At 69.2% G+C, this 11,902-nt stretch carries 9 protein-coding genes and 1 pseudogene; 1 reads left to right on the plus strand and 9 read right to left on the minus strand.

All coding sequences use genetic code 11. The annotated features are described in order from the left end of the window. Window positions 1-416: 416 nt before the first annotated feature. The 9 genes and pseudogenes from J7656_RS06905 to J7656_RS06945 all read right to left on the minus strand — a co-directional run bounded on the left by J7656_RS06905 (window position 417) and on the right by J7656_RS06945 (window position 10,385). Window positions 417-1,472 (minus strand): 3-oxoacyl-ACP synthase, encoded by a 1,056-nt coding sequence (locus J7656_RS06905; RefSeq protein WP_017344561.1) that lies wholly within the window; start codon window positions 1,470-1,472, stop codon window positions 417-419. 150 nt (window positions 1,473-1,622) lie between these two features. After that, window positions 1,623-2,954: a branched-chain amino acid ABC transporter permease gene (locus tag J7656_RS06910; protein WP_017344562.1), complete on the minus strand. Its 1,332-nt coding sequence runs from the start codon at window positions 2,952-2,954 to the stop codon at window positions 1,623-1,625. Then, a complete protein-coding gene (locus J7656_RS06915; protein ID WP_211554473.1) occupies window positions 2,944-4,002 on the minus strand; it encodes a branched-chain amino acid ABC transporter permease in 1,059 nt (352 codons plus the stop codon). The genes J7656_RS06910 and J7656_RS06915 overlap by 11 nt, the downstream gene beginning before the upstream one ends. Continuing rightward, complete coding sequence (locus J7656_RS06920; RefSeq protein ID WP_017344564.1) at window positions 3,999-4,697, minus strand: ABC transporter ATP-binding protein; 699 nt, start codon at window positions 4,695-4,697, stop codon at window positions 3,999-4,001. The genes J7656_RS06915 and J7656_RS06920 overlap by 4 nt, the downstream gene beginning before the upstream one ends. Further along, window positions 4,694-5,623 carry an ABC transporter ATP-binding protein gene (locus tag J7656_RS06925; protein WP_017344565.1) on the minus strand — a complete coding sequence of 310 codons (930 nt, stop codon included), beginning with the start codon at window positions 5,621-5,623 and terminating at the stop codon, window positions 4,694-4,696. The genes J7656_RS06920 and J7656_RS06925 overlap by 4 nt, the downstream gene beginning before the upstream one ends. Next, window positions 5,623-7,049: pseudogene (locus J7656_RS06930) on the minus strand (ABC transporter substrate-binding protein). The gene J7656_RS06925 and the pseudogene J7656_RS06930 overlap by 1 nt, the downstream one beginning before the upstream one ends. A 167-nt stretch (window positions 7,050-7,216) precedes the next feature. Next, window positions 7,217-7,918 (minus strand): helix-turn-helix domain-containing protein, encoded by a 702-nt coding sequence (locus tag J7656_RS06935; RefSeq protein WP_017344567.1) that lies wholly within the window; start codon window positions 7,916-7,918, stop codon window positions 7,217-7,219. Between the two features lie 54 nt (window positions 7,919-7,972). Then, a complete protein-coding gene (locus J7656_RS06940) occupies window positions 7,973-9,577 on the minus strand; it encodes a class I adenylate-forming enzyme family protein (protein ID WP_017344568.1) in 1,605 nt (534 codons plus the stop codon). A gap of 1 nt (window position 9,578) precedes the next feature. Continuing rightward, a complete protein-coding gene (locus J7656_RS06945; protein WP_249191503.1) occupies window positions 9,579-10,385 on the minus strand; it encodes an alpha/beta fold hydrolase in 807 nt (268 codons plus the stop codon). 167 nt (window positions 10,386-10,552) lie between these two features. Between J7656_RS06945 and J7656_RS06950 the strand changes: the two genes are divergently transcribed. Continuing rightward, window positions 10,553-11,863 (plus strand): phosphoribosylamine--glycine ligase, encoded by a 1,311-nt coding sequence (locus tag J7656_RS06950; RefSeq protein ID WP_211554477.1) that lies wholly within the window; start codon window positions 10,553-10,555, stop codon window positions 11,861-11,863. Window positions 11,864-11,902 lie beyond the last annotated feature (39 nt).

Raw genomic sequence — 11,902 nt, forward strand, 5'->3', positions numbered from 1 at the left:
GACTCAAAGGGGCAGTCGCGAGGCGGGCGCAGGCGTTCACGAGAGCGAAGCTCTCGTGAGCCAATCAGAACGCTTCGCGTTCTGATGACGACGTAAGCACCGCAAGGAGCGAGCAGCGCGAGCGACTGAGGAGCACAGCGAGCGTGCGCCCGCCTCGCGGCTGGGGCTTTGACGGTGTTCGCCGCCAAATCGCTAGCAGCTATTTATAAATAAGCGGCCGAGGATGTGGCGGTATTCGTCCCCGAACCGCTAGCGACGAGTTATAAATGAGCGACCGGAATCCGGAAGCGCTCGCCGAGATTTGATGGACTCTATTTATAAAATCGTCCGGTTCAAGCGAAACCACGTAAAGACGTTCTGAGCGACGGTCCTGCGAGGTTGCGGGACACGCCCCACGCCTCGCTATTTATAAGCGGTCAGCCGTGCCACCGAACGACGGTCGCGGACCACGTGTACCCCGTTCCGGCCGCGAGCAGGCAGACGAGGTCGCCCGGTTCCAGCCGACCCGTCTCGACGCCGCGCTCCGTGGCCAGCGCCTGGTCGACGCTCTGGACGTGGCCGTACTCGTCGAGGTAGTAGCCGTCGCTCGCTGGGTCGAGCCCGAGCTCATCGAGGACGCGCTCGTGGAACGACCGCTTCATGTGGGTGAGCGCGACGTAATCGAGGTCGTCGCGGTCGAACCCGGACCGCTCCAAGGCGGTGTCGGCGACCGAGAGGTACGCGGGCAGCGACACCGGCCCCAAACGCTCCTTCATCCCCTCCGGGTCCGGGACGTCGAGCGTGTGGAGCCCCTCGCGGACGGTTTCCTCGCTCGGCGGGCGCTTCGATCCCCCGGCGGGCATCACCACGTCGTCGGCGAACGAGCCGTCGGTCTCCGCCGCGCTCGCGCGGACGGTCGCCCGCGCTCGGCCGTCGAAGGGGTCGCCGTCGGCCGACCCGTCCCCGCCGTCGTCGACCGCCTCGACCACGAACGCGCTCGCGCCGCTGCCGAAGTTGAACATGAACGAGCTGTCCTCGTTGCCGTAGTCGACGAGGTCCTCCTCGCGGCTGGCGGCGACGAGCAGCGCGGCGTCGATCGGCTCCGTCTCCAGCTGGGCGGTCACCTGCCGGAGCGCGATCGGCGCGCCCGCACAGAGCGTGTAGCTCTCGGTCGCATAGGCGTTCGTCGCCCCCAGCCGGTCGGTGATCGCCGCCGCCGCCGACCAGACGACGTGGTCCTTGTACTCGGAGCCGTGGTAGACGACGACGTCGAGGTCGGTCGGGTCGACGTCCGCGTCCGCCAGCGCGGCCTCGGCCGCCTTCACGGACATGTCGGTCGCGTGGTCGCCGTCCGGCGGGCAGACGCGCTTCTCGCGGACGCCCATCTTCTCGACGACGACCGCCTCCGGGATCCCGCTCTCCGCGGCGATCGCTTCGCCCGTGACGGTCTCGTCCGGGACGTACGTCCCGAGTCCGGTGATCCCGACGGTCATGCTCTTCTTCGATGCCGCGTTCGGTCCGTTTCGTCCTGTCGCGTTCGAGCCCTCTCGTCGTGTCGCGTGGTGTCGATCATGTGTCGTAAGTCCGAATCGTAGCGTATCGCCGTTCCGCGTCCGCCGCGACAGCGCGGCGGGCCCGCGACGCTACCGGAGGTAGCGCCGCAGGTGGTCAGGGAGCCGCTTCCCGACGGTGCCGCCGAGCCGGTCGCGCAGGGTCCCGAGGATGCCGTTCGGGACGAACAGCACGAACAGCACGAAGATGATCCCGAGGTACAGCGGAGCGCGCCCGTCGACGGCCGTGTTGACGAACAGCTCCAGGCTGACCCCGAAGAGGTCGGTCTCGTAGACGCCCTCCGGGATCCCCTCGCGCAGCAGGGTCGCTATCCCGCCGCTCTCGGTGGAGAGGACGTCCTCTAACCCCTGCGTGAACAGGGTGCCGTACACCGGCCCCGCGAGGGTGCCGAACCCGCCGATGATCGTCGTGATCAGCGCGTCCGCGGTGACGAGGAAGTAGAACGTCCCGTCGGGTGCGACCGACCGGGAGTACGCCGCGAAGACGCCGCCGGCGATCGCCCCGAAGAAGCCGCTGATCGCGAACGCGGCCAGCTTGAACCGGTAGGTCGGGTAGCCGACGGCGCGGGCGCGCTCCTCGTTCTCGCGGATCGCGACCATCACGCGGCCGAACGGCGAGTGGACGATCCGCTGCATCGCGAAGTAGCAGACGACGACCACGATCCCCAGCGCGTAGTAGGAGACCACCGTCGCCGACAGGTCGATCCCGAGCCCGAGCAGGTTCTCGACGCTCTCGCCCGTCAGCCGCCCCAGGTTGAGGCTCAGCGCGTCGATGTACGGGACGCCGACCGCGAGCGCGTCGCCGCTCACGGTCGTTCCCTCCGTCGGGTTCGAGGAGACGTACCCCCACGAGCGGATCAGCTCGTAGATCACCTGCGCGAACCCGAGCGTGATCATCGCGAAGTAGACGCCCGTGAGCCGGAACGACACCGACCCGATCACGATCGCAAGCAGGCCGGCGAGTACCGCCCCGAGCAGGAGCGTGATCATGAACGGCGTCCCCGCGGGGATCCCCGGAACCTGCCCGTTCGCGGCGAGGACGACGAAGTACGCGCCCGTGCCGTAGAAGGCCGCGTGGCCGAAGGATAGGTACCCGGTGTACCCGCTGACGAAGTCGAAGCTCATCGCGAACAGCCCCATGTACAACACCGCGATCATGAACGTGACCGCGGGGAGGAACGCCTCGGCGAGCGTCGCGGCCGGCGTCGCGAGCAGCGCCTCGTAGACGAGCGGGTACAGCAGGAACCCGACGATTACGGCCGCGTGGACGGCGTGATCCCGCAGGTGCTCGCGGAGCCCACCGGTCGCGGTCGACGGCGGTATCGGGTCCGTCTCGTCGACGGGAGCTTCTTCGCCGAGTGGAGCCGCTTCGTCGCTAAGCGAGTCGGAGTCGCTAATGGCCACCCACCTCCTCGACGCCGTAGAGCCCCTGCGGGCGGATGATCAGCATCACCACGAGCAGGAGGAAGATGGTCACCTCAGAGAGGCCGGGGAAGGCGACGATCCCGGTGGTGAACAGCCACGTCGTCACCGAGTCGGCGACGCCGACGATGCCCGCGGCGACGAGCGTTCCGGTGAAGCTGCCGAGCCCGCCGATGATGACGACGACGAACGCGTACAGCAGCACGTCGACGCTCAGGAGGACGCTCGGCCCCCAGATCGGGTCCCACATCAGCAGGACGCCGCCGACCGCGGCGAGGCCGGTTCCGACGCCGAACACGACCGTGAACGCCTGCCGCACGTCGACGCCCAGCGCCTGGACCATCTCGGTGTCCTCGCTGCCGGCACGGATGTAGAGGCCGTACAGCGTCTTCGTCAGGAACGCCCAGACGGCGACCGCGACGACCGCGCCGATCGCGATCTCGAAGAGGTACAGCCGCCTGACGCCGATCCCGAGCAGGTCGGTCCGGCCGAGCAGCACGTCGGGGGTGGTCGCCATCGGCGCCTGCCACTGCGGGTTCGGCTGGATCCCGCGGAGCGTCAAGACGATCCGGGCCAGCTCCTCGATGACCAGCGAGACGCCGAACGTCAACAGGATCTGGTAGGTGGGCGTGCGGTCGTAGATCGGTCGGATCAGCGTCACCTCCATCGCACTGCCGGCGGCGGTCGTGACCGCGAACACCAGCGCCAACGCGACGAAGAAGACGAGTATCGTCGCGACGGTTCCGGTGTTGGCGCCCACGACGAGGACGAGCACGAGTCCGCCGAGGTACGCGCCGACCATCGCGACCGCGCCGTGCGCGAAGTTGAGAACGCCCATCAGCCCGAAGACGAGCGTCAGACCGACGGCGATGGTGAAGTACACCGCGCCCTTGCCGATCCCCTCGACGAGCACGCGGGCGGCGGTCCGAAGCCCGTCGACCGCGCCGCCGGTCGCCAGCAGCGCGCCCGGGTCGACGGCGGAGGCGAGGGCCGCGGCGTCGACGAGAGCGGGGAGCGTTCCGGGGGTCATGCCGTTAGGTACCTCCGGATCCGCTCGTCGTCGCTCGTGACGCCGGCCGTCTCGCCCGCCTCGACGACGACGCCGTGGTCGACGAGGTAGAACCGGTCGGCGAGGTCCATCGCCAGCCGGAAGTTCTGTTCGACGAGGACCATCGTCGTGTCCGCGGAGGCCGCGCGGAGCGCCTCCACGACGTCCTCGACGATCTGGGGCGCGAGTCCCTCGCTCGGCTCGTCGACCAACAGCAGGTCGTTGTCGCCGACCATGCCACGGGCGATGGCGAGCATCTGCTGTTGGCCGCCGCTCAGGTCGCCCGCCTCCTTGTCCGCGAAGCGGTCGAGCGCCGGGAACAGCTCGTACGCCTCCGCGATCCGTGCGTCCGGGTCGGCCGCCGAGTGCGCGGCGACGCGGAGGTTCTCCTCGACCGTGAGATGCGAGAACACGCGACGCTCCTCGGGTACCCAGCCCATCCCGCGGGCGGCGATCTCGTTGGGCTTCATCCCGGTCACGTCGGTCCCGTCGAACCGGACCGTTCCCTCGCGAGGCGGCGTCAGCCCGAGCGCGGTGCGGAGGGTCGTCGTCTTCCCGACGCCGTTCCGGCCGACGAGGGCGACGATCTCGCCCGCCTCGACCGACAGGGAGAGCCCCTGGAGGATGTGGCTCTCGCCGTAGTAGGTGTGGACGCCGTCGAGTTCGAGCAGGCTCACGGCCGGTCACCTCCGAGGTCGGCGCGGCGCCCGGCTCGGGCGCCCACCTGTCGGCCGCCGTCGGTCGCGGCGTCGCTCTCGGCGGGGCCGTCCGCCGAGCCGCCGTCGCGTCCCGACTCCTCGCGGCCGTACCCGCCGAGGTACGCCTCCTGAACGGTCTCGTCGCCGCGCACGTCCTCTGGCGGTCCGTCGGCGATCAGTTCGCCGCGGTGGAGGACGGCGATCCGGTCGGAGATATCCATCACCACCTCCATGTTGTGTTCGATGAGCATCACCGAGTGGTCCTCCGCCACGTCCTCGATCAGCGCGACGACCTCGTCGACGCCCTCGCTCGACACGCCGGCGGTCGGCTCGTCGAGCAGGAGGAGGTCGGGGTCGCCGGCGAGTGCGACGCCGACCTCGAGGCTCCGCTTCTCGCCGTGGCTCAGGTTCTGTGTGACGGTCTCCGCCTCCGCCGCGAGCCCGATCCGCTCGAGGATCGCCGTCGCCTCCGCGTAATGGTCCTCGAAGTCGGACACGTTGCGCCACAGCTTCCACGAGTCGTTCCCGCGGCTCGCCTGTGCGGCGACGCGGACGTTCTCCAGCACCGACAGCGTGGGGAACAGGTTCGTGATCTGGTACGACCGGTGGATCCCGGCCAGCGCCGTCTCGTCCGGCGAGGCGGCGGTGATGTCGAGCGCCGTGTCGTCCCCGGCCGACCCCGAGCCGTTGGAGCCGGTCGAGTCGGCTCCGCCCGCCGGATCGAACCGGATTCGCCCGTCGGAGGGCTCCAACACGCCCGTGAGCAGGTTGAAGAACGTCGTCTTCCCCGCGCCGTTCGGGCCGATGATCGAGCAGAGCTCGCCGGCCTCTAAGGCGAAGTCGACGCCGTCGACGGCGGTGATGCCGCCGAAGCGTTTCGTGAGCCCGTCGGTCTCCAACAGCATTACAGCGAGCAGCCGGCGTCCTCTTCGGGGACCATCACATCCTCGGCGTCGAGCCGTTCGAGGGGCTCGCCGGGCATGATCGGCGCGTCCCAGGTCTCGGCGTACTCGTTGCTCGTCGGCACCGGCCACGCGACGGTCATCTTCGACGCCGCCTGGTTGTTGTGCTCCTGGAACGTGTACCCGTCCTCGCCCTTCGGCGTGTCCGTGACGGTCATCCCGCGCAGCGCGTCGGCGATGTCGGCGCCCTCGGTCGAGCCGGACTCCGAGACGGCCTGCGCGAGCGCCGAGGCCGCGGTGAAGGTGCCGGAGCTGAACAGGTCGGGCACGATGCCGTACGCGTCGACGTGCATCTGCCGGAACTCCTCGTTGATCGGGTTCTCGTACTGGTTCCAGTGGTACCGGCTGGTGAACGGACCGAGCCCGGCGTCCTTGATGTCCTGCGCGGTGAAGTCCTCGCCCAGGGCCGACTCGATCGTGCCGCCGATGAGCTGCGTCGTCAGCAGCGCCGCGAAGCCGCCGAACACCTGGACGTCGTAGGAAATGGCCGAGGTGAGGAACTGGGGCAGCGTCGACGCGGTGAAGCCGCCGACGACGCCCGTCGCGCCGTCGGAGACCGCCTGCTCGAAGAGCCCGTCGAACTCGGAGTAGCCGACCTCGACGAACCGCGGTTCGAGGACGTCGATCCCCTGGCTCTCCAAGACCTCGGTGTAGTTGCTCGCGACGCTCTGCCCGAACGCGTTGTCGGACGCGAAGATCGCGACCGTGTCGATGTCGAAGTTCTCGGCGACGTACGTCCCGCCCGCCCGCGCGTCCATCGCGGTGTGTTCGCTCGCGCGGAACGCCATCGGGTGACAGAACTCGTCGCTCACGGTGATGCCGGCGTCGGCCGCGGGACCGATCAGGTACGGGACGTCCGTCTCGTCGACCACGGTGTCGATGAGCCGGCGCGCGCTGTCGGAGGAGGTCCCCCCGAACAGGATGTCGACCTCCTCGTCCAAGACGAGGTCCGTCGCGACGCTCTGGGCCGTGTCCGGGCTGAACTGCGTGTCCTCGACGATGATCTCGTAGGTCGGGCCGCCCTCGGGCTCGACCGTGTACGTCCCCGGCGTCGCCTCCTCGATCGGGTCGAGGTCGTACTTGTACGCCAGCCCGGAGTAGAACCCGCGCAGGCTGATCTGCCCGTAGTACTGGAGGTCGCCGGAGGTCGGCTGGAGCGCCCCGATCCGGACCGTCTCGCCGGAGAGGTCGCCGCCGTCTGAGCCGTCTCCGCCGTCGGAACCGTCCCCGCCGTCCGATCCATCCCCGCCGTCGGAGCCGTCCCCGCCGTCCCCCCGCCGGAACAGCCCGCCAGTCCGGTGAGTCCGGCCGCGCCGACCGCGGCGCCGGTTCGTCGCAGATACGCTCGCCGTGTGTGGTCGTCTCGCATACACTGATCGAGGACGGACACCACCATGAAGGGCCGAGTTAAGATGTTAACAGTCCGCGCGGATTCGACCGAATACGCCGGAAAAGGGGGCTGAACCGCGTTTCTCGAACGACACGCTAACGTGGTCGGATTCGCGTGCTCCCCGCGCCGGCAGTTCGCTCCGGACCCTATTCCAGTCGGTCGAGCGCGGCGACGACGCTGCGGAGCAGCTTCTTCTCGCCGCGGCGCATGTTCTTCGAGACGGCCGCGGTCGAGACGTCGAACTCGTCGGCGAGCGTCGACAGCGTCGCCTCGCGCGGCGACTCGAAGTACCCCGCGTCGGCCGCGGACTCGATGGTCTCGCGCTCGACGTCGGTCAGGTCGCGGCACGCGTCCAGCATCGTCGAGGCCGCGTTCGCGTTCCGCATCGTGTCGAACAGCGCCTCCATCGACAGCTCAGAGCGGTCCTCGACGACGAACTCGTTACCCTTCTCGAGGTCGTGGAGCGCCGCCTCGGTCGTCGCCTCGTCGTCGAACCCGACCTGCCAGCGCTCGGAGCCGTCGGCGATCAGGAAGGGGCCGGTGATGTAGCCGCCGTGGTCCGTGATCGTCGACATCGCGTTCGTCTCCTCGATGACTGTCCGGATGATGGCGGTGCCGTCCTCCTTCGAGAACAGGCTGTACTCGGCCATGTTCTCGTGGTTGCGGAGCGCCGAGAGCCCCTCGCCGAGCTCGTACCGGTCCGGCGACTCGACGAGCAGCCGCGTCTCCAGCTGTTCCGCCGCCGTGTCCAACTGCCAGTGCATCGCGGAGAAGGAGACGTCGTGGTCGGCGGAGGTGTCGATGAACGGGCAGTCGAACTGCTCCATATCCATCGTGACGTCGAGCATGCCCCTCCTTATTGTCCGCATATATAATGGTTGTTCCTGTGGAATCCGCGCCGCCTACTCGCCGAAGCGCTCCTTCAGCGCCGCGCGGTCGATCTTCGAGGGGCCCGAGGTCGGCATCTCGTCGACGAACGCCAGCTCCTTCGGGATCGCGTACCGGGCGACGCGCGAGGCGAGGTGCGACTCCACGTCGGCGAGCGTCAGCGACTCGTCGCCGACGAGGATCGCCTTCCCGACCGTCCCCCACCGCTCGCTCGGCACGCCGATCACGACCGCCTCCTCGATGTCTGGGTGGTCGGTGAGCGCGTCCTCGACGCGGGGCGGGTAGACGTTCTCGCCGCCCGAGACGAACATGTTCTTTTTCCGCCCCTCGATGTGGTAGTAGCCGTCCTCGTCGACGCGCGCGAGGTCGCCGGTCGACACCCAGTCGCCGAACGTCGCCGCCGTCTCCTCGGGCTCGTTCCAGTAGCCGTCGGCCGCGGCCGGCCCCGCGAGTTCCAGCTCGCCGACCGTGCCGTCGGGGACCGGGCCGTCCTCGTCGACGACGCGCGCGTCGACCGCGAGCGCCGGGACCCCGACGCTGGCGGTCTTCTCCGGCGGGAAGTCGTCGGGCATCGCGAAGTTGTTCGGCCCGCACTCGGTGAGCCCGTACCCCTGCGATATCTCGACGCCGCGGTCGCGCCACGCCGCGATGACGCTCTCCCGGCAGGGGCCGCCGCCGCTCTTCACGAACCGGAGCGAGGAGAGGTCGGTCTCGCTCCACTCCTCGTGGCGGGCCATCATCCGCAACACGGCGGGCACCGCGACGAGGGTCGTCGCCGACTCGCGCTCGACGTCGCGCAGGACGCGGCCGGGGTCGACCTCCGGGCTCAGCAGGATGCGCCCGCCCATCTGGAAGAAGGGGACCGTGAGCACGTTCCACCCGCCGGTGTGGAACATCGGGAACACCATCGGCGTCACGTCATCCTCGCGGAGCCCCCACGCCGTGATCGTGTTGAACGCGTTCCAGCGGATCGCACCGTGGCTGATCACCGTCTCCTTCGGGGTTCCGGTCGAGCCCCCGGTGTGCAAGAAGAGGTGCGGGTCCGAGAGCGACACCTCGGCGGTCTCGACCGGCGAGCCGTCCACGGGTAGATCCCGCGTGTACGACCGCCACGCGTCGTCGCCGTCGGTCGGGATCGATCGGACGGCGGGCTCGACGTCGGCCCGCTCTAACGCGTCGATGACGTCGCCCCCGAACGGGGCCTCGACGAGGAGCAGCTCGGGGTCGACGGTGCCTAACACCGCGGCGAGGTCGCGCTCGGCGAGCCGGTGCGAGAGCGGCGCCAGCACCGCCCCCGTCTTCGCGGTCGCGAAGAACAGGTCGACGAGCTCGACGCGGTTCCGCGAGACGACGGCGACGCGGTCGCCCGTCTCGACGCCGGCCTCGCGGAGGAAGCGCGCGGTGCGGTTGGCGCGCTCCTCTAACTCCGCGTACGTGTACTCGGCGTTCGCGGCCGTGTCGGTGACCGCGACGCGGTCCGGCGAGAGCCGCGCGCGGCGGGCGGACAGCGATCCGACCCAGTCGTAGCCGCGGTCGCCGTGCGGGTGCGGTCGCGGGTCGGCGTCGGCGGCGCTTCCGTCCCCGCGGTCGTCCGCCTGGGGATCGTTCTCCGTCGCCATCTCAGGCGACCTCGCCGAGGAAGGTCCGGACCCGGTCGTTGACGCGCTCGCGCTCCTCGATGAAGAAGAGGTGCGGCCCGCCCTCGAACAGCTCGGCCTCGGCGTGCGGGAGCAGCTCCGCCAGCAGGTCGGCGTTCTCGACCGGGAGGACTCGGTCCGCGGTCCCGTGGAGTATCAGCGTCGGCACGGAGAGATCGCCGAGCCGGTCGCTCGCGTCGAACGCCGCCACCGCGGCCGCCTGCGCCTCGCGGCCCGCCGGCGTCGCGTCGCCCGCGAGCCGCCAGTCGACGATCCGGTCAACGAGCTCCGGCTCGCGCTCGTAGAAACCGTCGGAGACCGCCGGCTCCATCAGGTACCGGACCCGCTCGCGGGGGTCGGCGTCCTCGGGCGCCGAGAAGATGTGCTCTTGGACCTCTGGCGGCGTCGGGGCCGCGTCGTCGCCGCCCGGAGACGTACATAGCAGCGTCAGCGAGGCGACGCGGTCGTCGGCGAGTGCTAACTCCTGCGCGATCATGCCGCCCATCGACGCGCCGCAGACGTGGGCCGCGTCGACGCCGCGGTCGTCGAGGACCGCGGCCGCGTCGGCCGCCATCTCGGCGACGGTGTACGGTCCCTCCGGCACGTCGGAGTCTCCGGTGCCGCGGTTGTCCGGGCGGAGGACCTCGTAGTCGTCGACCAACGCCTCCGCGAGCCACCGCCACATCCACCGGCCGTACCCGAGCCCTTCGAGCAGCAGCACGGTCGGTCCGTCGGGGTCCCCGTCGACGGCGTAGTCGATCGTCACGCCGTCGCGTGTCACGCTTGGCATACCGTGATCGACCACGCCACGGCCCATCAACCCGCGTGTTAACGTTTCAACCTCCTCGGAGACGACTGGGGGCGCGGGCGTCTTCACGTGGTTCGCCGCCCGCCCCGCGACCGTTCGGCCCCCAGCCCGGCACCCACACTCAAGTCCGTCCCGCGAGAGAACCCCGCATGGACACCGCGAACTTCCTCTTCGTCTCGGCCGACGCGGCGCTCATCACGGACCTGGCGTGGCAGGTCCGCCGCGAGGGCCACGACGTGAAGTACTACATCGAGGCCGAAAGCGACCGGGAGATCGGCGACGGGTTCGTCCCGAAGACGGACGACTGGCGCGCCGAGGTCGACTGGGCCGACGTGATAATCTTCGACGACATCTGGGTCGGGTCGGATATCGGCACGGGTGAACTCGCGCAGGAACTCCGCGCCGAGGGGAAGGCCGTCGTCGGCGGGACGCCGAACACCGACCGCCTCGAAGAGGACCGCGGCTACGCGATGGAGGTGTTAGAGGACCACGGCGTCAACACGGTCGAACACCACGTGTTCCACGAGTTCGACGCGGGGATCAAACACGTTCAGCAGAACCCCGCCCCGTATGTGATCAAGCCGCTCGGGGAGGTTCAGAACGTCAAGCGCCTGCTGTACGTCGGCAACGAGGACGACGGCAGCGACGTGGTCGACGTGCTTCGGGCGTATAAGAAGGCGTGGGGCCACCGGATGAAGGGGTTCCAGCTCCAGCGGAAGGTTGACGGCGTCGAAATCGCCATCTGTGGCTTCTTTGACGGGAACGAGTTCGTCGACCGAGTGAACTTCAACTTCGAACACAAGAAGCTGTTCCCGGGGAACATCGGGCCGTCGACCGGCGAGATGGGGACGTCGATGTTCTGGGCGGGGAAGAACAGGCTGTTCGAGGAGACGTTCGGCAAGATCGAGGGATGGCTCGCCGACGAGGGGTACGTCGGCAGCATCGACATCAACTGTATCGTCAACGAGACGGGCATCTACCCGCTGGAGTTCACCCCGCGGTTCGGGTATCCGACGATCGCCCTCCAGGAGGAGTCGATCGAGTCGTCCACCGCCGAGTTCTTCTACGACCTCGCGCACGGGAACAAGCCCGAGCCCGAGGTCCACGGCGGCTACCAGATCGCCGTCAGGGTCGTCCTGCCGCCGTTCCCGTTCGACGACGAGAAGACGTACGACGAAAACTCGCGGAACGCCGCGGTCGTCTTCCAGACCGACGACCGCGAGGGAATCCATCTGGAGGACACGAAGCAGGTCGACGGGCAGTGGCGCGTCGCCGGCGAGAGCGGGATGCCGATCGTCGTCACCGGGAAGGGAGAGACGATGGGCGCGGCGCGCGAGCAGGCGTACGGCCGGATCGACGACGTCGTGATGCCGAACATGTACTACCGCGACGACATCGGCGAGCGCTGGGTCGACGGCGACGGCGACCGGCTCCAGGCGTGGGGCTACCTCGGGCCGTGATCGAGATCAGGAGTGGGTAAATTGCTGTGGCGGGGTTGC

The organism is Halorubrum ruber (assembly GCF_018228765.1).
Taxonomy (GTDB): Archaea; Halobacteriota; Halobacteria; order Halobacteriales; family Haloferacaceae; genus Halorubrum; species Halorubrum ruber.

Coding starts and splice junctions, on each gene's coding strand:
- J7656_RS06905 (WP_017344561.1), bottom strand. CDS start 1,472: ATGACCGTCGGGATCACCGGACTCGGGACGTACGTCCCGGACGAGACC.
- J7656_RS06945 (WP_249191503.1), bottom strand. CDS start 10,385: ATGCCAAGCGTGACACGCGACGGCGTGACGATCGACTACGCCGTCGAC.
- J7656_RS06935 (WP_017344567.1), bottom strand. CDS start 7,918: ATGCTCGACGTCACGATGGATATGGAGCAGTTCGACTGCCCGTTCATC.
- J7656_RS06940 (WP_017344568.1), bottom strand. CDS start 9,577: ATGGCGACGGAGAACGATCCCCAGGCGGACGACCGCGGGGACGGAAGC.
- J7656_RS06925 (WP_017344565.1), bottom strand. CDS start 5,623: ATGCTGTTGGAGACCGACGGGCTCACGAAACGCTTCGGCGGCATCACC.
- J7656_RS06915 (WP_211554473.1), bottom strand. CDS start 4,002: ATGACCCCCGGAACGCTCCCCGCTCTCGTCGACGCCGCGGCCCTCGCC.
- J7656_RS06950 (WP_211554477.1), top strand. CDS start 10,553: ATGGACACCGCGAACTTCCTCTTCGTCTCGGCCGACGCGGCGCTCATC.